Source organism: Shewanella algae (assembly GCF_009183365.2).
Lineage (GTDB): Bacteria > Pseudomonadota > Gammaproteobacteria > Enterobacterales > Shewanellaceae > Shewanella > Shewanella algae.
Genome location: NZ_CP068230.1, coordinates 1954378 through 1978179, shown reverse-complemented (window position 1 = coordinate 1978179; position 23802 = coordinate 1954378). Strand labels below are relative to the sequence as shown.

The window sequence follows — 23802 nt, the reverse complement described above, 5'->3', positions numbered from 1 at the left end:
GTAAGAAATCATCAGGCGTCAATGGGGTCACTCTGTGATTGACGCCTGGAGTCGCTACCCGGAATAGCCAGCACGGCCAACATGGACAGCAAGGCGCATGCTGCGGCAAATACCCAACACCAGAAGGCGCCGCTGCCATCGCCCCAAATCAGGCCGCAGATCCAGGTGCCCAAAGCGCCGCCGACGCCAAAGCTCAAACTGGCGTAAAGTGCCTGGCCCTTGCTGCGGTGACTGATATCAAAATTACGGTGAACAAACTGGATGGATGCCGCATGGGTCAAACCGAAGGTAAAGGCATGCAGCAGTTGGCTGAGCCCCAAAAGCAACATGCTTTCGGCGCCAAAAGCCACCAGCAGCCAACGCAGTGCCGTCATGCCTATGCTCACCAGCAGCAGCGTCTTGACCCCATAGCGACCGAGTAACCTGGGCGCTATCATGAACATGAAGATTTCCGCCATTGCCCCGAGAGCCACAAAAATACCGGCGCTGGCCTCTGTGTAACCCACCTGCTTGAGATAAAGCACGAAAAAGCCGTAGAAAGGCCCGGCGCTGGCTTGAAGCAACATGGCAGACAGTAAAAACCACAGCAGCGGCCGCCCGAGTTTGAGTGCCGGCTTATCCTGCCCGGCCCCCGCCGAGGCCCGATTCGATGGCAAGGGTAAGGCACTGCCCAGCAACCCAAGAAACAGACTCAGCCCCACATAAAGCAGCACCTCGGGGCCAAATTCCTTGATTGCCCAGCCTGTGCCCACCACCAGCACGATATAGCCGACACTGCCGAAACTGCGAATGAGGCCATACTTGTTGGCTTCAGCACCCAGGGTTTCCAGGGTGATTACCTCAAGCTGCGCCAGAATCGCATTCCAGAAGAAGGTATAAAGGGCCAGACTCAGCGCCAGATAGAGAAAGCCGCCATGATAAAAGAAACTCAGATAGGTCAAGGCGGCGGCAAAGGCGCCGAGCTTGATAAGCTCTGAGCGCATGCCGGTGCGATCCGCCACCTGCGCCCAGACATTGGGCGCGACTATGCGGGTCGCCATTAGTATGGCCAGCAGGAAGCCTATTTCGGCGGCGTCGAAGCCGCGGTTGTCAAAAAATACCCCCAGATAGGGCACCATGACACCGAGTATGCCAAAGAAGAAGAAATAGCAGGCAGAAAGCCAGGCGAGCTGTCCCCCTGCGGGAAACAGTCCGCGCATTTATCGCATTCCAAGTACAGGTGTAAGGCTGCTGACATCCTGGTTTTGGGCCCGATGACGCAGCAAGTGATCCATCAAGACTATCGCCAACATGGCTTCGGCAATGGGCACGGCGCGGATCCCGACACAGGGGTCGTGCCGCCCCTTGGTCACCACTTCAGCCTCAGTGCCCTGCACTGTCATGCTCTTGCCTGGCACGCTGATACTGGAAGTGGGTTTCAGCGCCATATGCGCCACTATGGGTTGCCCGGAAGAGATACCCCCGAGCACACCGCCGGCATGGTTGCTGTCAAACCCGGCAGGCGACATCAGATCTCTGTGCTCTGAGCCCTTTTGGTTAACAACGGCAAAGCCATCACCGATTTCAACGCCCTTGACCGCATTAATCCCCATCAGCGCATGGGCAATATCGGCATCGAGACGGTCAAATACAGGTTCGCCAAGGCCGACCGGCACATTGGTGGCCACCACACTGACCTTGGCACCGATGGAATCACCGGACTTTTTCAGCTCGCGCATATAGTCATCCAGCGCTTCCAGCTTGGAGGCATCGGGGAAGAAAAAGGGGTTCTGTTCTACCTGAGCCATATCCAGAGTGTCAGCGCAAATAGGCCCAAGCTGGGAGAGATAACCTTGGATCTCAATGCCGTGTACCGCCTTGAGGTATTTCTTCGCCACAGCCCCTGCCGCCACCCGCATGGCAGTTTCCCGCGCCGAGGAGCGGCCACCGCCGCGATAATCGCGCAGGCCATATTTTTGCTGATAGGTATAGTCGGCATGTCCGGGACGGAACAGATCTTTGATATTGGAGTAGTCCTGGCTGCGCTGATCGGTATTTTCAATCAACAGGCCGATGGAGGTGCCTGTGGTCTTGCCCTCAAACACGCCGGAAAGAATACGCACCTGATCCGGCTCGCGCCTGGCTGTGGTATAGCGGGAAGTACCCGGACGGCGACGGTCGAGATCCTGCTGCATATCGGCTTCGGTCAGCTCAAGCCCTGGCGGGCAGCCATCGATAATGCAGCCCAGTGCAAGCCCATGGCTTTCACCAAAAGTGGTGACGACAAAGTTCTGACCTATGCTGTTTCCCGACATCCGCTTAATTTCCCCCTGGAGATAAAATGACCGAGCGCTGAGGTTCGGCCATCCGAACCTCGTCTTTACTGGCCCATTGGCTAATGGGCCGCTTTATTATTCACTGTCTTTAAAGATGGCGAACAGTGATTGATTTTCAACTAGCTGATCTTTTGTCAGCACAAACACCCCATCACCACCATGTTCAAAGCTGACCCAGGTGAAAGGCACATCGGGGAACTGCTCAATCAGGTGCACCATGGAGTTACCCACTTCAACCACCAGGATACCGTCATCTGTGAGGTAATCGGCGGCGTTGGCCAGAATGCGTCTGGTGATATCCAGGCCGTCGCGACCGGACGCCAAACCAATTTCCGGCTCATGGCGATACTCATCCGGCATATCGGCAATATCTTCGGCATCAACATAAGGAGGGTTGGACACAATCAGATCGTACTGCGGCGCTCGTGGCACTGCGCTGAAAAGGTTGGACTGCATGGGAAACACCCTGTCCATCACGCCGAGCGACTCAACGTTTATCTGCGCCACTTCCAGTGCATCCTCGCTGATATCCAGCGCATCGACCTCAGCATCTTCAAACTGATAGGCACAGGCGATAGCGATGCAACCACTGCCGGTGCAGAGATCGAGGATCCGTCTTACCGGCTTGTTGTAGAGCCAGGGACCGAATCCGTTTTGGATCATCTCGGCAATGGGTGAGCGAGGCACCAGCACCCTTTCGTCCACATAGAAGTCCAGCCCGGCAAAACGGGCGGTGTTGGTCAGATAAGGTACGGGCAAGCGCTCGCGTACCCGGCGGATGATAAGCTCAACTATCTTGTGTTTTTCGCTGCTGGTGAGATTGGCGTGGATCACCTGCTGACCAATGTCATCGGGCAGATGCAGGGCATGAAATACCAGGGAAACCGCTTCGTCCCACGCGTTATCTGTACCATGGCCATAATAAACATTGGCGTCATTGAAACGGCTGACGGCCCAGCGCAACATGTCGCCTACCGTCCGCAATTCGGTGACGGCTTCATCCACAAAGATCTTATCCAAAATCTGACTCCGGCTTTATTCTTATTCCGCCCCCATTGTAACTGAAGTCTGTTCAGAAGAAACAGGATTCAATAAAATAGCCTGATGAACGAAGAAAACGACAAAGAAGGCCTGGCGGAATTTCAGGCACTGGTATCCGGGATCACCCCGCTCGACCAGGATAAACGCCATTTCCGCCCGCCGAGCAAAACCAAGAAGCAACTGGCTGAAAAAGAAGTTCAGATCCAGGCGGACAGTTATTTTTCAGACGTTTACCAGCCATTATTGCCAGTTAACGGCCCTATGCGTTGGTGTCGGGACGATGTGGACGCCATGGAAGTCAAACGTCTGCGTAGAGGCGATTATGTGCCTGACTTTCTTTTGGATCTGCATGGTTACCGCCAAACCGAAGCCAAGCTGGAACTGGCGGCCTTGATCCAGGCCTGTATCCGTGAACACAGCCCTTGCTGTAGTGTCATGCACGGCTACGGCACCGGCATTCTCAAACAGCAGTTACCCATGTGGCTGGCGCAGCACCCCAAGGTCAAAGCCTTTCACCAGGCTCCCAAAGAATGGGGCGGCGATGCGGCGCTGTTGGTACTGATAGATATCGGTGAACATCCCCACAGACGCTAGCCGCAGCAGAGTTGCCCCCTTTTAAAGACTTAGCGCGATAAATGCAAGGAACCCGGCCATGGCCGGGTTCCTTGTTTAGCTGGCGCTTTAAGATTCATCTTTTAATCACATAAGGCGCATGATTTCAGGTTAGTTGCAGCACTAAAGGCGGCTTTAAACCTGGGGAAAGCACTAGGCGATATTGTGCGGCCCTTGCTGCCACATCACGCTTGCCTGCTGACCATGTACATCAATAAGTGCCACTGACGAGGTCGCAAATAACGGCGGCTCAATGCCGGCCACCAATTCACTGACCATATAACCCAATAGTGGCATGTGGGCTATCACCAACACCTTGTCAGCCTTGAACTGTTCCGCGTATGCCTTCACCAGGCTGGCAGCCATTTCAGGGTCGGCCGATGGTACCAATTCATCCAATACCATCCATTTACGCGGTTCAGGAAAGTGCTTTCCCAGTTCTTGCCAGGTCTGCTGCGCTCTGAGGTAGGGGCTTACCAACACCAGATCAAAGGCAGAGACTGAATCATTCAGCCAGTTGCTCATCTGTGTCGTATGGAGGCGTCCGGCATCAGTCAGCATTCGCTCCCGATCCGAGGGTGCTTCGAAACTGGCCTCACCATGGCGCATTAGAAAAAGCTGCATACATCACTCACTACAGAAAAAGTTCTTATGGTTCTATGTCAATTGTAGCCGTTTATAGCGCGGCAACAAACCGCACAGCTCTCAATCTTTAGTCGAAAAATCCAAGAGATATTTGCCAAAAAAGCATAAGGCTATCAATATATAACAATCTGTCTATACGGGAGTTATCCCTTGAGCACTTGCCAGTCTGTCATTTCCAGCCCCAATGAACACCGCAGCTATCGTCATCTGACTCTGACCAACGGCCTGCGGGTGTTGCTGGTGCAAGATATGCATTCTGCCCAGGCCGCCGCATCCATGGCGGTCAATGTCGGCCACTTCGATGATCCCCAATCCCGCCCCGGGATGGCACATTTTCTCGAACACATGTTGTTCCTGGGTACCGCCAAATTTCCCGAGGCAGGAGGTTATCACAGCTTTATCAACCAACATGGCGGCAGCAATAATGCCTGGACGGGCACGGAGCACACCAACTTCTTCTTTGCCATAGATCCCCTGGTATTTGCCGAGGCACTGGACAGATTCAGCCAGTTCTTTATTGCACCTTTGTTCAATCAGGAGTTGGTGGACAGAGAAAGACACGCCATAGAATCTGAGTTCAGTCTCAAGCAGAAAGATGATATCCGCCGTATCTATCAAGTATTGAAAGAGACGGTCAACCCGGCGCACCCTTTTTGCAAGTTTTCCGTCGGTAACCTGCAAACCCTGGGCGGAGACGAGCAACAGCTCAGGGAAGAACTGCTTGCCTTCTACAAGAGCCATTACAGCGCCAATCTGATGACCCTGTGTCTGGTGGCTCCCATGGCAATCGATGAGCTCGAGCAGTATGCCAGACGCTATTTTTCGGCAATAGAAAATCATGATCTGCAAAAAACCTATCCCGAACTGCCACTGTTCTCCAGTGAGCAACTGCAAAAGCAGATCCATATAGTGCCGCTTAAAGAGCAAAAGCGCCTGACCCTGAGCTTTGCCCTGCCCGCTATAGATCGCTTCTATCGCAGTAAGCCACTGACCTTTATCAGTCACCTACTTGGGAGTGAGAGCCACGGCAGCCTGTTTTCCAAACTCAAGGAAGCCGGTCTTATCAACGGGCTTTCCGCCGGTGGCGGCATCAACGGCTACAACTTCAAGGAATACAGCATCAGCATTCAGCTGACCGACAGAGGTTTGAACCAAACCGACAAGGTGGTTGCTGCTTGCTTCGGTTATATCAAACTCATTGCCGATACTGGGCTGGAAGACTGGCGCTATCAGGAAAGGGCCAATCTGCTCAAACTGGCATTTCGCTACCAGGAACAGATAAAAGCCCTGGATCTGGCCAGTCACCTCAGCATCAATATGCAACATTATCAGGTTGAAGATACCGTCTATGGCGACTATCGCATGGACGGCCTGGATGTCGCTGAAGCCAGAGCACTGATGAGCCTGATGACCCCGGATAATATGCGCCTGCAACTGGTGGCCCAGGATCTGGATACCGAGCAACAAGCGGCCTGGTATCACACCCCCTATCAAATTAAGCCCATAGAAGAAGCCAGGCTGGCACTGTGGCGCTGCGCCGAGGCTGAAACCGGGATGGAGCTGCCAAGGCCTAACCCTTTCATCGTAGAAGACGCCATAGCCCGAGGCGAACCCAGCCGACATCCTGAGCCGGTGATTGTCGCCGAAGGTGCCGGTTACCGTATCTGGCACAAGAAAGATGATGAGTTCAATGTCCCCAAGGGGCATCTTTATCTCTCGCTCGATTCGGATCAGGCCAGCCCCACGCCGAGACATGCCGCCTTGACCCGGCTGTATGTGGAGATGCTGCTCGATCATCTGACCGAACATACCTATCAGGCGGAAGTGGCCGGCCTCAGCTACAACATCTACCCCCATCAGGGCGGGCTGACCCTGCATTTAACCGGTTTTACCGGCAACCAGGAAACCCTGTTGGCGCTGCTGATAGACAAAGCCCGGGAGCGCAGTTTTACCCAGGAGAGGTTCAACCTTATCAAACGCCAGTTACTACGCAGTTGGTATAACCATGCCCAGGCCAAACCCATCTCCCAGCTGTTCACCAGCTTGACGGTAACCTTGCAAAAACGCAGTTATGAACCACTGCGGATGGCAGAGCTGTTGGAAGATATCACCCTGGACGATCTGCATGACCATGTGAGCGCCTTCTATGAAAAAATCTATCTGGAAGGCCTGGTCTATGGTGACTGGCTGGAACAGGAAGCCCAGTCTCTGGGAAAACGACTCAGCCACATTCTGTCGCTGGTTTCCAAGCCCAGCCGTGAATCGGCCAGGGAGTTGGTCAACCTTCAGGGGAAAGGAACCGTACTCAGGGAGCTGAACATAGCTCACCCGGACAGCGCCATCATAGTCTATTACCAATCCGTGTTTGCCACTCCTGAGAAAATGGCGTTGTTCAGCCTGCTGAATCACACCATGTCGTCAACTTTCTTCCACGAGCTGCGAACCCAAAGACAACTCGGTTATATGGTGGGCACAGGCTATCTGCCGCTGAACCGCCACCCGGGGATGATCTTCTATGTACAGTCACCGACCGCCGGGCCACTGCAGTTACTGGAAGCCATAGATGAGTTTATCGCCGACTTTAACTACGCCGTGATGCAGATAACCAATGAGCAGTGGGAAAGCACCAAGCAGGGACTGATCAACCAAGTCATGGAACATGACGCCAACCTCAAGACCCGCGGCCAACGTTATTGGGTCAGCATAGGCAATAAGGATTATCACTTTAATCAGCGTGAGCTGGTGGTAGCAGAAATCAAGCGCCAAACCCGGGCCGGCCTGATTAAGTTTATGATGGATAAAATGCGCACCAAACACAGCGATCGTCTGGTGCTGTTCAGCACAGGAGAACAACACAGACATCTGGAGCGTCTGCAAGCCGGTTCCTTGATCACAGATTTACGCACCTTCAAACAACAGGCTGAGCAGTTTAACCTTTAATCCCTGGGCTGCCCTTGCTCAAACGAGGAATTTTTCTCCATTCCAATTGGTATCGAAGATTGTTCCAAGACAAAGGGCTGCAACAGTTATAATCAAAAGGTATTATATTCAATAACAGCACAGCATGCTTTTAAGTGGATGGCGCAGCTCGATTTATCACCACATATCTGGGACAGAAATGAGATAAGCGTATGTGATAGAAAGGTTTAATTTTGACAATCAGGCTACTTTCTGAAAGAGTTATCATTCAACGGTACTGGCATCACTCATTATAAAATTTACTAAATTTATGCCTAAATCACTGCACGGTCTCACACTCTCCTTTTCGCTGGTGCTTGCTGTTTTATTCACTTTGGTATCATCACTTCCTGCCTCAGCCATCCCAATCCAACTTAAAGCCGATGTTTACAGCGTTCCCGAAGGGCTATCACAAAGCACTGTTACATCAATTGCTGAAGATCCGGATGGCTACATCTGGGTTGGTACAGTAAATGGGTTAAACAGGTTTGATGGAAGGTCCTTCAAACAGTTTTTTTCCAACGATGGTTCTGGATTGAAAAGCTCATTCATCCGCTCTTTAATCTATTCAAGAAAGTACCAAGCACTCATTGTTGGAACAGATTCTGGACTATCAAAATACGATCCGGAAACGGAAAGATTTATTGGTGTGAACTTTTCAGAATCGGTACTAAGCATAGATGAAAGTGATGACAAACTCTTTATCACAACCCCACAAAATACCTATGTTTTCAATGAAATAGAAAAAAGCCCTATCCACAAGAGCTCAACATCTGTAAAAAATATTAAATCCGGTATCTTAATAAAAAATAGTGAATATATTCTCACTTACTCGGGTGAGTTATTACACAACAATAAAACTATCAGCCTAAACATTGAAAATATTGAGAAAATTTCTGATTCCCTGTATGCAGCAAAAAAAGATGAAATCATTGAGTTTATTGATGGGAATAGAGTAAATTCCATTCCTGGTACATACGACTCTTTAGGTGGTGACAGTGAGCACCTTTACTATACCTACGGCAACAGTATTTTTAAGCTGAACAAAGATAATTCAAGCTCTTATATCGGAAGAGTATCATCAAAAAAGTACTCTCTTAAAAGTCCATATATAAAAAAGTTAAAAATGGAATCTTACTTTCAAATATAAATGAAGGGTTCGTTTATTTGAAGAGTAGTAAAAACCTGTTAAAAAATCTTGACATAACCAACAAGCCGACTTGGTCATTAAGCTTAGACAGTAGCGATCATGTTGTTATTGCAGACCAAAGTGATAAAATACGAATACTAAACAGTGACCTTGTTAAAGGTGAAGGTTTTGATAGTAAATTTACTGGTCCAAAGTCAGTACTGAGTGACAATAATAGATTCTTGATTGGAAATAGTGAAGGGTTATTTCAACTGTCTAAAGACACTATGTCTATTAGAAAGGTTATGGCTACTCCTGTATCCGTTGTGAAAAGAATAAAAAATCAATTTTTAATTGGCACTGTTGATGGTCAGATAATATCTTTAGATACAGAAAATCTAACCAAGATAGAAAGTTTTACGGTAGACACTCAATTCCCAGTTTTTGATATGATCAGCTATAACAATGAGTTATACATTGCAACACAAGGTGGCCTGTATAAAAAAGATAGTAGTGGTATCAATAACATTTATTCTCATGATATGGTTTTCTGCTTGTCAGCAAATAAGAATAGCGTTTATTTTGGCACGCCTAAAAACATACTTAGATATGATGGGGAAAACACTTCATTATTTTATTCTAACAATAAATCCATTTTCTCAATTGTCGCAACAGATGAATTAATTGCCGCATCATCAATAAAAGAAGTTGTAGTGTTTAAAGACAACCAAGAGTTTGTAATCAATTCGAGTTATGGCGCTCAGTTGGAATACAACTCTCAAAGTGGCGTTATAATTAACAACAAATTACTATTCGGGGGTAACTCAGGCGTAAGTATACTAGATATAAGCGAGCTATCTGAGTATATAAACTCTCAAGAAAGAATCATTCCAACCATTGACTCCCTACTCATATTCAACATAGAGGAGAGTGTTGGTGACGGTGTACTGGATAAGTCTATTCAACATACAGAAAAAGTCGTATTAAAGCATTCAGACTACCCTTTTACTCTAAAATTCAGTGCGCCTAGCAGCGATATAGATAATATCGAATTCATGTATAGCATGGAGGGACTTTCTGATGACTGGATTTCATCGAAAGGAACGAACTCAGCAACCTACACCAACTTATCTCCTGGTACCTATAACTTTCATGTTTATGCGATTAATCCTTTGACTCAGCAACAAGGCATCACCAGAACACTGCAAATTGAAATAACCCCTCCTTGGTGGCTTTCCACGCTTGCCAAAACTCTCTATGTATTGGCGATACTGCTGATACTGACGGCTATCACCAAAGCCGTGCTGCGCAAGAGAGAGATCCAGCGTCAAATAGCCTTGAGTGAGGAGCGTCTAAAGCTCTCCCTCTGGGGTAGCGGTGATGAGATGTGGGACTGGGATATAGAAACTGGGCAGATATACCGCTCCAATATCTGGGGTTCTCTCGAATTTCCCCGCGACGGCCAGCGCTCCGGCCACCATGGTGAAGAGAGCAATATACACCCTCAAGATAGAGAGCGGGTAAGAGAAGCACTCAATAAACATTTTTACGGTGAAACAGATCATTTCGAAGCAACCTACAGAGTCAAAAGCAAGAGTGGTGAGTGGCTGTGGATCCTCGACAGGGCCAAAATTGTTGAGCGGGATGAGCATGACAATGCCCTTCGTATGACGGGAACCATCAAAAACATCAACAGTTTCAAGACAGCAGAAGAGCAGCTGCGCCTGTTCGAGCGGGCGATAGAGAATATCTCGGAAGGCATGTTTATTCTGGATGCCGATTTCCATTATGTTGAGGTTAACGAAGCCTGCTGTGAACTAACCCAACACAGCCGCAACCAGTTGCTCGGCACAACGCTGCAGTTCAGCCGTTATCCTGACAATTACAATCAACAAATAAAACAGTTATTGCAGCAGTACGGTCGCTGGAGCAACGATATAGAAGCCATTAAGGGCGACGGTTCAGAGTTCTTGATGGAACTCACCATAGATGCGATTTACGATGAGCAAGGGATCCTGACCCATTATGTTGGGGTGTTTTCCGATATCTCCCGTCGTAAACAGCAGGAAGAAGAGCTGCGCAAACTCACCAATAATGATCTCCTGACCGGTCTTCCCAACCGCTCCAACCTGCAAGTCACCCTAGGCAACCTGGTGAAAAAAGATCATCACCACACTCTGATGGTCCTTGACCTGGATAATTTCAAAAAGATCAATGACTCTCTTGGTCACCAAATAGGTGACGAGCTTTTGATCCTGGTCGCAGAAAGGCTGCAGCAATCTATACCCGGACACACCAACCTTTATCGCCTCGGTGGTGATGAGTTTGCCATTTTGGTAGACAAGAATCCCGATATAGGTTCCAGTGCAGTGATAGCCAGCCGCGTCATAGACGCATTCGGTCAAGCCTTTGAACTGGTAGGCGAACAGCTGGTTGTCGGCGTCAGCATAGGCATAGTGCTTTATCCAGAAGACGAGCAAAATGAGCAAGCGCTGCTGAGAAAGGCCGATATTGCCATGTACCATGCCAAGTCTGCCGGTGGTAACCGCTATCAGTTCTACTCAGAATCATTGAACCGCAATGCAATCCGGCAGTTGGAGGTAGAAAATCTCATCCGAGAGGGCCTAAAAGACGATCTGTTTGAAGTCTATTACCAGCCAAAAATCAACCTGCGCAGCGGTTTGGTGTCGGGTATGGAAGCCTTGGTTCGCTTGAATCATCCTCAACACGGATTGATCCCACCCAATGACTTTATTCCGCTGGCAGAGGAAAACGGCCTGATTGTTGAAATAGGTGACCTTGTTATGCGAAAAGCCTGCTTTGCTGCCCAACAGTGGCGTGAGCAGGGATTGTTTGATGGCCGTGTGGCTGTCAATTTGTCGTCGCGACAATTCGCGCTTCCCGATCTACAGCAAAGAATCGCGTCAATTTTACGTCTGACCCGCCTGCCACCGGCTAATCTGGAACTGGAAATCACCGAAGGGACTGTTATCAAGCATCCGGAAAAAGCCATTAAAGTCATGCAACAACTGGCTAAAATGGGAGTCTGTCTGGCACTCGATGACTTTGGTACCGGCTATTCATCTCTGTCCTATCTGAAACGATTCCCCATTCACTGCTTGAAAATAGATAAAGCCTTTGTCGACGATATCGATAAGTCTGACAGAGACCTAAAGATGGTCGATTCCATCATCACCATAGCCCACAATATGGGGCTTTCCGTTGTGGGAGAAGGCGTGGAAGACTCATCACAACTCAGTATTTTAAAAGCGTTAAACTGTGAAGAAATACAAGGGTTTATTTACAGCAAAGCCGTACCGGAAGCTGAGTTTTCCGAGTATCTGAAACAAAATCTGCCCACATTTACAGGAAAGAAAAATACAATTTAAGAACCAAATTCAAACCGTATACAAACCGATAAAAAGCCAAAATAAAACCAATTTAAAACTGAAATAACACTTTGGCATAACTCCTGCTTTATCTCTCTCAGCGTCAAGAAGTTAACCGCTGACTGTTACCACTACCCTGAGAGAGATAAAATAATGATTAAATCAATACTTGCTACCGCCGCCGTTGTTACCAGTTCACTGGCTTTTGCCGCCGTCCCTCACATTAAAGTACTGGACACCCAAGTCGCTGCTGTGCCACACATCAAGGTGCTAGATACTCAAGTCGCTGCTGTGCCACACATCAAGGTGCTGGAGACTCAAATTGCTGCTGTACCACACATCAAGGTGCTGGATACTCAAATTGCCGCAGTACCACACATCAAGGTGCTGGATACTCAAATTGCCGCAGTACCACACATCAAGGTGCTGAATACTCAAGTTGCCGCAGTACCGCACATCAAGGTGCTGGATACTCAGATCGCTGCGGTGCCACACATCAAGGTGCTGGATACTCAAATTGCTGCTGTGCCACACATCAAGGTGCTGGAGACTCAAGTCGCAGCAGTGCCACATATCAAAGTCGTTAACTCTGTTAAGAGCATTGCGTAAGGGGTTCCAATATGATCATAGCAATCAAGAAGTTATTGGGTCTGACCAAACCAGAGCGTAAACGGGTGAAACTGCCGGAGGGTCTGTGCCACCTGGAAGTGGTTCCTGCCAGAGGTTGGTGGAACTGATGAAACAGCGAAAAAACAAGGGAGCATTTATGCTCCCTTTTGCTGTGATTTGGAATCAATAGACGATTCTAGAAGGAATGCTCGCTATCGCCGGGCCGAGTGGTTTTGCGGTACGCTAATTGCCTATGTGCATTAAATAACAACATGGCAGCGGGTCCCAGCAACAACCCGGCAGCCACCCAACGTTTAACCCCCATCCCCGCCTTGAAGGCTGAATGTCCCAGAGTGTAAGCGGAGACGCCCAGAGTCCCCGCCAAAGCCAAAGCGCCTGCCAGTATCAGTGTCAACTTGCCTCACCTCACTTGTTGCAGCGCATCCCTTCACTGTCCAAAAGAAAGCCGGAATACTACCCCAGCAGCGCTCAAAATAACAGCAAAAGGTCAGTAATTCGCCACCCGAGCCTGGCAAAAAATGGTTCGACAAAAATAGCCTGACAACCAATCCCCTGGCATTACTCAAGCCTTAACAGCTCACCACAGGACTTTTGCAGCAGACTGCGACATCGCCACAGGCCAAGCAGTGCCACCAACAAGGCGCCACTGAGGGGAGCCAACAGCCACCATTGCCAGTGAGGGCTGACTCTGAGTTCAAACACCTGAGTTTTCAAAAGCCAGAGCGCAAACTCCGCCACTGTGACCGCCAGAATGCCCGCCACGGCACCTAGTAGTGCAAACTCCAACGCCGTGGCAAGCTTAAGCAAGCTTCCCGGCGCACCAAAGGTGCGTAGAACCGCCAGTTCTCGTTGGCGACTGGCCATGCCGGCTTCGGTCTGCGCTATCATCACCAGGGCACTGGCCAATACCACCAGCACCAACACCAGCGTCAGCGCCAAAGATACCTGGGCTACTATCTCTTTTAGCTGAGTCACCATGGCCCCCACATCTATGATGGAGACAGTGGGGAAATTACGGATAAGCTCAAGTACAACGGCCTTTTGACCATCATCCAGATGAAAACTGGCCATGGAGGTATAAGCAAAGGGGGCCAAGGCTTCCTGACTGAAAATCATAAAGAAGTTGGGTTGCAGAGTTTCCCACTGCACAGAACGAATGCTGGCCACTTTGACGGTCAGCGTTTGGTTATCGATAACAAAACTCAGGCTGTCTCCGACAGTAATTCCCAAGCGCTCGGCCACCCCGGACTCCACCGACACGTCATCGGTTTGCCGATTAAAATGCCCCTCAAGGATCTCATTGTTGGGCGGCAAGGTATTTCGCCAGGTGAGATTCAGTTCCCTTGAAATCCCAAGGCGCCCTCTCTGCCCCTGTTCCTGCTCTTCGGCAGTGATCACCTCCTCACCATTGATAGCGCTGAGCCGACCGCGGATGACAGGATAGATATCTGTGGCAGCAATCTGGCGCTGAGCCATAAAGTCCGCCAGCGGCTCTACTTCGTCCGGAGCTATGTTAACCAGGAAATAGTTCGGCGCATCCTCAGGCAACTGCTTCTGCCATTCGCTGAGCAAGTCCTGACGCAACGCCATTATGGTCAGCAATAACACCAGGGCGCTGGAAAAGCCCACCAGTTGTACAGCGTTTTGTCTGGCGCGGCGCCGAAGGCCCGCCAGTGCCAGCGACAAGGGGTTGGTCGTGCGCATGCCAACACTCTGCCCCAGGCGGATTAACAAAAAACCCATCAGGCTGAGCAGCACACCAAGCAACACCACGCTGGCCACCACGGTCAGGGTCAAAGGCAAAGAGCGCGAGTAGAGCCAGCCGAGTAATCCCATGGCCGCCAAACTCAGCAGCAGATGCAACCACATGCCCAGACGTATTCCTTCGAGCTGGCGTTGCAACACCCTGAGCGGCGGAATAGCCAGCAGCCGCATCAGCGGATAGGCACTGAACATAAAGGCGCTGATAAACCCTGTAGCCAACCCCAAGAGAAGCGGTCTAAGCATAGGCGGAGAATAGGCGGCAATTTCCGCAGGCAAGGCTCGGCTGATGAGAGAATCCAGCACCAAGCCACCGAAGATCCCCAAGATCACTCCAAGAAAGGTCACCAGCAGCAGGTGCAGACCGAACAATAAACGGATTTGTCTTGCACTGGCGCCAAAGGTTTTCAGCATGGCAACCACATCATAGTGACGCTGGCAATAACGCTGGGCGGCAATGCCGATGGCGGCGCAGGCAAGGGCTATCCCCAGCAAGCTTGCCAGCAGCAAGAATCGCTCCGCCCGCTGCACCGCCCCGGCAATCGGCGAATCGCCGGATTGTACATCAACCCAACGTTGGCTACTGGTCAGCAGTGGCTTGGCGTATTCTTCAAAACGGCTCAGCGCCTGGTTATCCCCGACAAACTGATAAAGATATGTCACCCGGCTGCCGGGTTGAATGACCCCGGTTGCCGCAACATCATCAAGGCGCATCAACACCAGGGGGGAAGAAGCAAATGGATTGAAACCGGCATCGGGCAGCCTGTCTATCTCCTTGGCCAGCGCCATCTGGGCGTTACCCAGCTCAACACTCTTGGGATACCCCAGCAAGCCCCCAAGACGCATTTCAAACCACAGTTCACCTGGCTGCGGCAAGGCACTGGTTTCTCCTTGACGCAAGACAATTTTGCCCTTGAGCGGATAGGCATTATCAACGGCCCTGACAGTGACCAACTGAAAGGCATCGCCGCTGTAAACCATAGAGTTGAACTGCAAACTCTGCGATTGCTTAAGCCCTAACGCGTTGGCCTGCTGCAGTATGCCTGCATCTATGGGAACGGGTGAATTAATGATTCGGTCGGCAGCAATAAACTTGGCCGCCTGGCCATTGATGGCGAGCTGCAATCTCTCACTGACCCGGGCCAGACCGGTGACAGACAACACCGCCAGGGTCAAGGCCAGCACAATCAATACCAACTGCCCTTGCTTGAGCTCGCGGCGAAACAGGCGCCATGCCAGCGTCCATTCCATCAGCGCCCCTCCTCTGCTGTTACCGATGCCGCCGGCACCTGGCTCTCTGTCTTGGCCTCATGCAAACTGGCCTCTTCCGGCAGGGTTTGCTGCCCCTGTTCATACAATCGCCCTTCGTGCATCTCCAACTGGCGCTCACAACGACTAGCCAGTTGCATATCATGGGTCACCAAAATCAAGGTGGTCGAACTCTCGCGATTGAGCTCAAACAGCATGTCGGCAACCCTGTCGGCGTTGTGTTTGTCCAGGTTGCCCGTGGGTTCATCGGCAAACAGCACCTTGGGTTCGCTGATAAAGGCTCTGGCGATAGCAACCCGCTGCTGCTCACCGCCGGAAAGCTGTTTCGGGTAATGATTGAGCCTGTGCCCGAGGCCAACTCGCTCCAGCATGGCTTTGGCTCGCTCTCTGGCATCCTTGATACCCGCAAGTTCAGCCGGCAGCATGACATTTTCCAGGGCGTTGAGGGTATCAACCAACATAAAAGACTGAAAAATAAAGCTGACTTTCCGCTTACGCAGCGCAGCCTTCTGCTCTTCATTCAGCCCGGCCAGGGCACTGCCATCGAGCCAAATCTCACCGGACGAGGGGGTATCCAATGCCGCCAGCAGGCCCAGCAGAGTTGATTTACCTGAGCCTGATGGCCCAAGAATGGCCACACTCTGGCCCGGCTTGACATCCAAATTGATGCCACTCAGGATAGTCAGGTCACCTTCCTGGGTAGTGACAGTTTTTACGAGATGGGAAACCTTAATGGCACTGTTCTTCAAAATTGCTTCCTTATGCTTGCGTCCGCTGGCATTGATACCAGTCATATTCTTGTTCTCTGCGCTGCCCGTCAAGGCCGCTGATGTACTGATCCTGGGGGACAGCCTGGGAGCCAGTTACGGCATGGCCGAGAAACAGGGTTGGGTCGAAGGGCTGAGACAAGCCTTACCCGAGCATAACATTGTTAATGCCTCTGTCAGCGGCGAAACCACGGCCGGTGGCCTCAGAAGATTGCCTCAGTTGCTGGAGTCGGTAAAACCCTCGCTGCTGTTGGTGGAGCTTGGCGGCAATGATGGTCTGAGAGGCTTTCCGCCAACAGAGCTGAAAAACAATCTTACAAAAATCATTGCGCTGGCTCATCAATCCGGCGCCAAGGTGCTACTTTCCGAAGTCATGGTGCCGCCAAACTACGGCCCCAGATATGCCAACGCCTTCAGCGCCGTTTACAGTGACCTGGCCAAACAGCCCAACGTCACCCTGATGCCCTTCTTTATGACAGAGATAGCGCCCTTCCCCGAGTTGATGCAGGCCGATGGGCTGCACCCGAACGAAAAGGCCCAGCCCAAGATCACCGCCTTTGTGCTGCCCTGGGTTGAATCGGCAATCGAAGCCATCAAAGCCCCTGCCACAGACGCATCTGCGCCGGCAACAGGCGGATAAGGCAATCACCGGACATAATAGCCGCAGGACGACATAGCTAAAAACGACTAAAGGCTGCAGCTGAATACCCTCACCTTGTGCCCCATCAGTTCACTTTCTTCCAGCGGCAGCATACCCAACTTGAGGGCTATCGCTTCCGAGCCCAGGTTGCCATCCATGATCAGGGCTATCAACTCATTCACGGCGCAAATCGCTTTTATTTTTGGCAATGCATGGCTGGCGGCTTCATAACCCAGTCCCTGGCCCCAGTATTCAGGCAGATACCTGTATCCCAACTCAACCTTGCCGAACTCCGGCAGGAACTTGGGGCCGCAAAAACCTATCACCTTGCCATCGGCCTTATGCTCAACTGCCCAGCGACCATAGCCATACTTGCGGTAGTCAGCAAAAATGACCTTTTCAAGCACCTGAGCGGCCTCTTCAATATCCTTCAATGGCTCGCCGGGGATATACCTCAGCACTTCGGGAGTACTGTTCATGGCAAATAAAGCCTGCTGATCACCATCACGGAACTGTCTCAAAATTAATCTGGGGCTTTCGGTAATCAAGATTAACGACTCCTTGTTATTCAGTTTGTTGCCTTAAGGTTGGCTAAAGTTTATTAATGTTTAATAAATCATAACCATAGATTACACTAGGGCGGGCGCGATAAGTCCATACCCGATCGGATTGAAAGTTGTTTTGTCGCAATAAGATTGCAGTGCAACCCGGCTAGTATGCCTATACCGGCCTGATAACATAAAACAAGGAAAGCGTATGTCCCAGCAAAAAGTCTATATTCCTCTGGCCACCCGTACCAGCCAGTACATCATGGCTGAAATACTGATGACAGATGCGCTGCTCAGCCACTATGCCAGTTACGAAAACTGCTACCGCGAGATCAGCAAGTTGGTATTCCAATTGGCAGAAAAGGAAGATCTGCACAACATTCATGTGATCGCCAATGACAAACTGCCTGTGGTGCGTTTTCACACCGAGGCCTACTGCTTCCAAACCGCCGAACAGATCCTGTTCTTTTACAACCCGGCCTACCATGAAGCCCAGAACCTTTTCTTCCAGCCGGACTACAAGGCCCGCAAGTTAAGACTGCTGTTTTTGGCCACAGGTAAGGAAATTCGCGCCAACGCCGCCAATTTCCACAGCCGGGTCAATGCCGTATTGAATGGGGTGTTGGACAACCTGCCGGAGCAGGAATTAAGGGTCAAAGTCCGCGATCACCAGCACATGGCCTACGATCTCTTCGCCCGTGCCAAGGGGGAGAAAAAGACCTATGGCTACAAGCTCAGGGATATTTATCAGCGCTACAAGTCGCGCAAGTGCAAACTGCCGGAAGATCACAGCTCATTGGCCTATGTCACCGTCAGCCTGCCGCTGAGCCGCCGCCTGAAGCAGAGCGTGCTGGAAGAAGAGCATACCGAAGACTTCAGCCCGCTGTACCAGTTTCTTGAGGACAAGTTCCGCAGCGCAGCGGCCGGCAAGCAATTGCACCGCATCGCCATGGTGGCCAACGGCCTGATGCCTTTGGTTCGCAACAGTAAGTTCGAGAAGGTGGAAAGTACTGCCGAAGCCCAGATGATAGGCTTTGATCCTGCGGCAACCGACACTCAGTTTGTCAGCCATTGGGATGGGCGCAACCTGGTAGAATCGGTGCACTTTTTGCTGGTTGCCGGTAAAGAGGACTACACAGAGCCAGGTTATGGCCGCTATATGAACCAGGTGGAAGCGGCTTTGAAAGACTTTGCCGAAGCCATAGGCTTGGATCCGGAGCGCCGTGAACTGGTGTTGAGATTCCATCAGCACATCAGTTACAAGCGTTAAGACTCAAAAAAGCCGGGCTAGCCTGCACAATGCAGCTCAGTCCGGCTTTTTACCTTGTTATTATGAGTGTGCTATGAGTGAGTCCCCGGGGCTCGGTTATTTCCGCCCTGTGACCACATTGATTCTGGCAACATCCACCAGATCGCTCACCTGATATTTGTCGAACAGATCCAACAAGGCATCGCTGCCCTGCTCCAGTTTCAACATCATCTCTTCTTCATAAAGCGGCACCAGGCTATAAAAATTGATGCACTTGTCCTGGTCAATCTCCAGGGTGTGGAAAACCTCATCAACCAGCAGTGACGGCAGAACTATCATGCCGTTTTGACGGGTATTTTCGGCAAAGGGTTCGGCAGGATCACCATTGGGTATTGTGTGTCCCCAGCCCAGCCAGCTGTCGTATTTATGCGGAAAGCGCGCCAAAAACTTAAGCTGCCTTACAGGCCAGTACCACTGTTCATCGCTGAAGGCTTCCTGACTTATCTGCCAATGCGCCGGCAAGGTGATCATCAGCTCCATAAACCTGGGGATATCCGCCTCTTCGGGGGTACTCATAGGCAAGTCACTCATGCCGGAAGTCACCAGAGTATGGAAAGGTCGCTCGTCTGTCGGTGCCACATAATGCACATCAATATGCACAGTATCCGAGATAACTTCATGAAAGACCCAGGTGACTTCACCAATATGGCGCTCAATATGTTCGCTTATCTGGACGATACACTCTTCACCCATAGGCGATTGCCATTCCTTTTCACCATCCGTGTATCTGAAAATGGGATCACCGGAAAGGCTGTATTCTTGTTCATCCTTACTCATGCCAACTCCTTTTGATTCTGACGCATGAGGTTTTATCACTGCCGGCGAACTAAATCCAGAATAAATGATGAAAAACAAACTGTTGTTAAAATAGTGTTTACATATGGCGATAACATCTCAATCTGTTATTTGCCGCCACTTGCATTATTTGGTGCTAATTTGGCCGGATTTCACATTGTCAGTCGGGAAATGAATCGGGATCTTGTTAACGGAATAATAACAATAATCAGGAGAGATTATGTTCAACAAGAAAAACCCCCTGACTTTGGCGTTGCTGGCAGCCGGGTTAACCGTGGGACTCATTGCCTGCTCGGATGACGACAATACGTCTCAAACCACTGAACCGCCGGTCGTGACGCCACCGCCGGTAACCAGCCCCTTCCCCGAAGGCGCCATCATGGTTGAAGCCGGAGACAATTTGACAACCCGAATTCAGGAAGCTCTGATCAACGCCCAGAGTGGCGCTGTAATCGTGTTGCCAAAGGGCCGATTTGAGATAGATGCCACCTTGTTGTTTGACGGCGATGTCGACGGTGACGGCAGCTATGCCAGCAATGTCACTGTCATGGGCTATGGCCGCGATGAAACCATTCTCGACTTTGCCAATGCCAACGCCGGTGACGGTATCTTTGTACAAAATGCCCTCAATATCACCATCAAGGATCTGTCGGTCTATGAAGCCAAAAACAACGGCATCAAGCTGAAAAATACCAATGGCATCATACTGCGCAATGTCTCCGCCGTGTGGGAAGGTGAGCTGGATCAAGGCAATGGCGCCTACGGCCTTTACCCGGTGGAATGCGAGAATATTTTGATTGAAGACAGCTATGTCCGCGGCAGCGCCGATGCCGGTATCTATGTCGGCCAGTCTGAGTACATAGTCGTCAGGCGCAATATCGCCAAGGAAAACGTTGCCGGTATCGAAGTGGAAAACTCGCGTTTTGCCGATGTCTATGACAATGAGGCCATGGGCAATACCGGTGGTATTCTGGTGTTCGACCTTCCCATTGGCAACCACAAGTACGGCTCCAGCGTACGGGTATTCAACAACAAGGTTTATGACAACAATACCCACAACTTCGCCAACGCCTCTGCCAACCCAGCCGGAGTGCATATTGTTCCTCCCGGCACCGGGGTGATCATACTCTCCACCAACGATGTGGAAGTGTTCAACAACCAGATCAGCAACCACGATACCCTGGCGGTCACTGTCTCCAGCTTCTTTATCGCCGAGCCGGATGTATCCGCCTTTGCCGCCAGCTATGCCCAGCCGGGTCAGGCCATTGAAGATGGCTGGCGCGCCACACCGCGCAACATCTATATCCATGACAACCAGATAAGCGGTTTTGCCACCAAGCCCAACGGTTATCTTATCGAGGATATCATCAAGGCCTACATCTACAGCCATGGCCGCTTCCCGGGGATCCTCTACGATGGCCTGGGTGAACTGCTCGCCAACAATGGTACCGGCGCCTATCTCGGCTTTGGTGAACTCCCCTTCAACCCTGACGGCAGTGAAAATGTCTGTGCCAGCAACAATGGAGATGTCAGTATTGGCCAGCTCTACGGCAACAGCAATACCGATGTCAGCATTCCCGATGTCATGTATGAAGCCAAGCAGCAGCAACTGTTGCAATGCTCTTTGGTCAGCCTACCTGTGCATACCGTCACTTTCGGCGAACAGATCTTCGGCTGCGGCGTGGATGATGATACCGAAGGTTGTGACGGTGGCGTGCTGGTCGGCGGTGGCGGTACTATAGGAGAAGGTGAAGGCGGCCTTGAAGGCGATGGCGACCTGTCGCTGTGCAGCGCTCAAGGCTCTGGTGTGAACTGGGATGCTCTGACGGGTGCCAATTGCAGCAGCCTGGCACAATACCGCCTGTTTGCCGACGCCTCTATGCCGGCGGCCATGCCAAACAGTGGCGGGATCCCTTACGATCTCAACACGCCGCTGTTTACCGACTATGCCAGTAAGTATCGCTATGTGTTTGTGCCGGAAGGGAAACAAGCCAACTACAGCAGCAATGAGGCCTTTGACTTCCCGGTAGGCACAGTACTGGTGAAAACATTTGCCCTGCCTGCCGATACCGCAACCAGAGGCGTGGACAATGAAACTCTGATTGAAACCCGGTTGTTGATCCACAGAGAGTCGGGCTGGACCGCCCTGCCCTATGTCTGGAATGCCGAGCAAACAGATGCCACTTTGGCCAAGGCCGGTGCCATTCAAGGCAAGAGCGTGGTGCACAAGGGGCAAACCCTGAACTTTGACTACGTTGTCCCGTCAATGAATCAGTGCAAGCAGTGTCATCAGTTCAAGGCCGACAGCGCCAGCCAGGCGGTGTTTATGCCGATTGGTCCCAAGGCCCGCCATCTGAACCGTGACTACCCCTACCAGGATGGCAGCGCCAACCAACTGCTTCATTGGCAAAGCGCGGGTATTCTCAGCGGCCTGCCAACCCTTACCAGCGTCGACAAGGTACCAGCCTATGTGGATGGTGATGAAGCCACTTTGACTCAGCTCAGTGACAGCGAGCTGATGCAAACTGCCAAGGGTTACCTGGATATCAACTGCGCCCACTGCCACAGACCCGAAGGCAATGCCTCCAATACCGGGCTGAAACTGGAATACCAGCGCAGCTATGATGAAGACAACGGCTTCAGCCACGGCACCTGTAAATCGCCTGTCGCCTATGGCGGCGGCACCCTGGGCTACGATGTGGTACCGGGTAATCCGGCCGAGTCCATCATGCATTTCCGGATGCAGAGCAATGAGCCGGGCGACAGAATGCCCGAAATTGGCCGTAGCCTCAGCCACGATGAAGGAGTCGCGCTGATAAGCGAATGGATTAAACGTTTACCGGCAGCCAGCTGCTCCAACTGAAGCTGGAGCCAAGCAGACTGAAAAACGCTTACCGCAATAAGCAAAAGGCCCGGGTTTGACGACCCGGGCCTTTTTAGTCTTCCTGCCCCAAGCGGCTGAAATAGCCTGGTGGATAGCCGAGCCAATGCTTGAAGCTCTGGCGAAAATGACAACTGTCGCTGTATCCCAAACGCTCGGCAATCTCACTCACCGATAGCCGGCCCTCAAGGATCCAGCTCACCGCTCTTTGACACCTTTGCTGATCCACCAGGCGTTGATAGCTGCTGCCGAGGGCCGCCAGCTTGCGCCTCAGGCTGCGACTGCTCATGTGTAACCTGAGTGCCATGGTTTCCAATGGCGGTACAGCGGGAAAGTCGCCATCCAGCTCGGCAATAATCTTTTCAATCAGCGAGCTCTGCTGCTGACAGTTTTGGCTGTGATCGGAAAAATGACTCAGATCCACAGCCAGCGCCAGGTAGGATTTATCGAGGCGCCATTCATTGAAGTCACTCAGAAACTCCAGCTGTTTGGTCAGTTTTGCCAATCCCTCAGACGGCATCAAAGTGCCGGTAACACAGATACAGTTAAAGCTGACCTCTTGACCGGTTAACTCCCGCGCCAAACTCAGCAGCGCACCTATGCTGTGAAGAAATTCGCCGCGATAGATTAACGGCTCGGCCCGGCCGGTATTGAGCCAGCGCAGGCGGATTTCCCGCTCATCTTCCAGTAGCAACAGATCGGCAAAACTGCCCACCCACTTGGGATGGTTGAGCACAAAATCCAGGCATTCACCGAGATCCCGGCAATCCCCAAGCAAAGGCAACAGAAAGCCCAAGTCGGTTACCCGGGTATTGAGACCAGCCAGCAGGCTGATATCCTCACGTCGACTACGCTGCATGAGAAACGCTATGGTGGCGCTGAGCTGCCAGACCCGCACCAATTGGCACTCCTTGAGTTCATTGATACCCGTGCCTATGTGCCGGCATATCTCTTCGGCAGCCTCGGCTCCCAATTGTGACTGAATAAAACGAATAAGGTTGGCCAGTTCAAAAGCCGGGTACGCCTGATCCCCAACCATCATGTTGGCTCGGTATTTGATCTGCATAGTTATTGTTATCTTTTTGTTAATCCCCCAAAGCTGTTTTAACGTAT

General features: G+C 51.2%; 18 protein-coding genes. 8 read left to right on the top strand and 10 right to left on the bottom strand.

The window, feature by feature from the left end; genetic code table 11:
* Positions 1-11: 11 nt before the first annotated feature.
* The 3 genes from E1N14_RS08785 to prmB all read right to left on the bottom strand — a co-directional run bounded on the left by E1N14_RS08785 (position 12) and on the right by prmB (position 3335).
* Positions 12-1199, bottom strand: a complete 1188-nt coding sequence (locus E1N14_RS08785; protein ID WP_025010458.1) for an MFS transporter — start codon at positions 1197-1199, stop codon at positions 12-14.
* Positions 1200-2294 carry a chorismate synthase gene (aroC, locus tag E1N14_RS08780; RefSeq protein WP_025010457.1) on the bottom strand — a complete coding sequence of 365 codons (1095 nt, stop codon included), beginning with the start codon at positions 2292-2294 and terminating at the stop codon, positions 1200-1202.
* A gap of 96 nt (positions 2295-2390) precedes the next feature.
* Positions 2391-3335 carry a 50S ribosomal protein L3 N(5)-glutamine methyltransferase gene (gene prmB, locus E1N14_RS08775; RefSeq protein WP_025010456.1) on the bottom strand — a complete coding sequence of 315 codons (945 nt, stop codon included), beginning with the start codon at positions 3333-3335 and terminating at the stop codon, positions 2391-2393.
* Between the two features lie 84 nt (positions 3336-3419).
* Between prmB and smrB the strand changes: the two genes are divergently transcribed.
* On the top strand, positions 3420-3950 hold the full coding sequence (smrB, locus tag E1N14_RS08770) for an endonuclease SmrB (RefSeq protein WP_025010455.1): 531 nt from the start codon (positions 3420-3422) through the stop codon (positions 3948-3950).
* A 171-nt stretch (positions 3951-4121) separates the two neighbouring features.
* On the opposite strand, the gene sixA is transcribed toward smrB, so the two are convergent.
* Entirely contained in the window at positions 4122-4592 is a 471-nt protein-coding gene (gene sixA, locus E1N14_RS08765; RefSeq protein ID WP_025010454.1) for a phosphohistidine phosphatase SixA, read from the bottom strand.
* A gap of 171 nt (positions 4593-4763) precedes the next feature.
* On the opposite strand from sixA, the gene E1N14_RS08760 reads away from it, so the two are divergent.
* The 4 genes from E1N14_RS08760 to E1N14_RS08745 all read left to right on the top strand — a co-directional run bounded on the left by E1N14_RS08760 (position 4764) and on the right by E1N14_RS08745 (position 12698).
* A complete protein-coding gene (locus E1N14_RS08760; RefSeq protein WP_062793933.1) occupies positions 4764-7553 on the top strand; it encodes an insulinase family protein in 2790 nt (929 codons plus the stop codon).
* A 289-nt stretch (positions 7554-7842) separates the two neighbouring features.
* Entirely contained in the window at positions 7843-8721 is an 879-nt protein-coding gene (locus tag E1N14_RS08755) for a ligand-binding sensor domain-containing protein (protein ID WP_037437003.1), read from the top strand.
* Positions 8722-8738: 17 nt separating this feature from the next.
* Positions 8739-12089 carry an EAL domain-containing protein gene (locus E1N14_RS08750; RefSeq protein WP_210736136.1) on the top strand — a complete coding sequence of 1117 codons (3351 nt, stop codon included), beginning with the start codon at positions 8739-8741 and terminating at the stop codon, positions 12087-12089.
* Positions 12090-12242: 153 nt separating this feature from the next.
* On the top strand, positions 12243-12698 hold the full coding sequence (locus tag E1N14_RS08745) for a hypothetical protein (protein ID WP_025010453.1): 456 nt from the start codon (positions 12243-12245) through the stop codon (positions 12696-12698).
* 196 nt (positions 12699-12894) lie between these two features.
* On the opposite strand, the gene E1N14_RS08740 is transcribed toward E1N14_RS08745, so the two are convergent.
* The 3 genes from E1N14_RS08740 to E1N14_RS08730 all read right to left on the bottom strand — a co-directional run bounded on the left by E1N14_RS08740 (position 12895) and on the right by E1N14_RS08730 (position 16543).
* Entirely contained in the window at positions 12895-13113 is a 219-nt protein-coding gene (locus E1N14_RS08740; RefSeq protein WP_243880317.1) for a hypothetical protein, read from the bottom strand.
* Between the two features lie 164 nt (positions 13114-13277).
* Positions 13278-15731 carry an ABC transporter permease gene (locus E1N14_RS08735; protein ID WP_062793979.1) on the bottom strand — a complete coding sequence of 818 codons (2454 nt, stop codon included), beginning with the start codon at positions 15729-15731 and terminating at the stop codon, positions 13278-13280.
* Entirely contained in the window at positions 15731-16543 is an 813-nt protein-coding gene (locus tag E1N14_RS08730; protein WP_081782927.1) for an ABC transporter ATP-binding protein, read from the bottom strand. Before E1N14_RS08730 ends, E1N14_RS08735 begins: the two co-directional genes overlap by 1 nt.
* Between E1N14_RS08730 and E1N14_RS08725 the strand changes: the two genes are divergently transcribed.
* Positions 16482-17156: an arylesterase gene (locus E1N14_RS08725; RefSeq protein WP_051546997.1), complete on the top strand. Its 675-nt coding sequence runs from the start codon at positions 16482-16484 to the stop codon at positions 17154-17156. The two genes, E1N14_RS08730 and E1N14_RS08725, sit on opposite strands and share 62 nt — an antisense overlap.
* A 47-nt stretch (positions 17157-17203) precedes the next feature.
* Here E1N14_RS08725 and E1N14_RS08720 read toward each other — a convergent pair whose 3' ends face one another.
* Positions 17204-17704, bottom strand: coding sequence for a GNAT family N-acetyltransferase (locus tag E1N14_RS08720; protein ID WP_025010451.1), 501 nt, complete (start codon positions 17702-17704; stop codon positions 17204-17206).
* A 208-nt stretch (positions 17705-17912) separates the two neighbouring features.
* On the opposite strand from E1N14_RS08720, the gene E1N14_RS08715 reads away from it, so the two are divergent.
* Positions 17913-18974 carry a DUF3083 family protein gene (locus E1N14_RS08715; protein WP_025010450.1) on the top strand — a complete coding sequence of 354 codons (1062 nt, stop codon included), beginning with the start codon at positions 17913-17915 and terminating at the stop codon, positions 18972-18974.
* A gap of 96 nt (positions 18975-19070) precedes the next feature.
* Here the strand turns inward: E1N14_RS08715 and E1N14_RS08710 are convergent, their stop codons facing one another.
* Entirely contained in the window at positions 19071-19790 is a 720-nt protein-coding gene (locus E1N14_RS08710; RefSeq protein WP_025010449.1) for a suppressor of fused domain protein, read from the bottom strand.
* Positions 19791-20028: 238 nt separating this feature from the next.
* On the opposite strand from E1N14_RS08710, the gene E1N14_RS08705 reads away from it, so the two are divergent.
* Positions 20029-22671: an SO2930 family diheme c-type cytochrome gene (locus E1N14_RS08705; RefSeq protein ID WP_025010448.1), complete on the top strand. Its 2643-nt coding sequence runs from the start codon at positions 20029-20031 to the stop codon at positions 22669-22671.
* A gap of 73 nt (positions 22672-22744) precedes the next feature.
* Here E1N14_RS08705 and E1N14_RS08700 read toward each other — a convergent pair whose 3' ends face one another.
* On the bottom strand, positions 22745-23755 hold the full coding sequence (locus tag E1N14_RS08700; protein WP_037436999.1) for an AraC family transcriptional regulator: 1011 nt from the start codon (positions 23753-23755) through the stop codon (positions 22745-22747).
* Positions 23756-23802: the final 47 nt, after the last annotated feature.

Excerpts from the sequence above, each read along its gene's own strand:
- aroC (WP_025010457.1), bottom strand. The coding sequence starts at position 2,294 with ATGTCGGGAAACAGCATAGGTCAGAACTTTGTCGTCACCACTTTTGGT.
- E1N14_RS08705 (WP_025010448.1), top strand. The coding sequence starts at position 20,029 with ATGTTCAACAAGAAAAACCCCCTGACTTTGGCGTTGCTGGCAGCCGGG.
- E1N14_RS08745 (WP_025010453.1), top strand. The coding sequence starts at position 12,243 with ATGATTAAATCAATACTTGCTACCGCCGCCGTTGTTACCAGTTCACTG.
- E1N14_RS08785 (WP_025010458.1), bottom strand. The coding sequence starts at position 1,199 with ATGCGCGGACTGTTTCCCGCAGGGGGACAGCTCGCCTGGCTTTCTGCC.
- E1N14_RS08700 (WP_037436999.1), bottom strand. The coding sequence starts at position 23,755 with ATGCAGATCAAATACCGAGCCAACATGATGGTTGGGGATCAGGCGTAC.
- sixA (WP_025010454.1), bottom strand. The coding sequence starts at position 4,592 with ATGCAGCTTTTTCTAATGCGCCATGGTGAGGCCAGTTTCGAAGCACCC.
- E1N14_RS08730 (WP_081782927.1), bottom strand. The coding sequence starts at position 16,543 with ATGACTGGTATCAATGCCAGCGGACGCAAGCATAAGGAAGCAATTTTG.
- E1N14_RS08725 (WP_051546997.1), top strand. The coding sequence starts at position 16,482 with ATGGCACTGTTCTTCAAAATTGCTTCCTTATGCTTGCGTCCGCTGGCA.
- smrB (WP_025010455.1), top strand. The coding sequence starts at position 3,420 with ATGAACGAAGAAAACGACAAAGAAGGCCTGGCGGAATTTCAGGCACTG.
- E1N14_RS08715 (WP_025010450.1), top strand. The coding sequence starts at position 17,913 with ATGTCCCAGCAAAAAGTCTATATTCCTCTGGCCACCCGTACCAGCCAG.
- E1N14_RS08735 (WP_062793979.1), bottom strand. The coding sequence starts at position 15,731 with ATGGAATGGACGCTGGCATGGCGCCTGTTTCGCCGCGAGCTCAAGCAA.
- E1N14_RS08755 (WP_037437003.1), top strand. The coding sequence starts at position 7,843 with ATGCCTAAATCACTGCACGGTCTCACACTCTCCTTTTCGCTGGTGCTT.
- E1N14_RS08710 (WP_025010449.1), bottom strand. The coding sequence starts at position 19,790 with ATGAGTAAGGATGAACAAGAATACAGCCTTTCCGGTGATCCCATTTTC.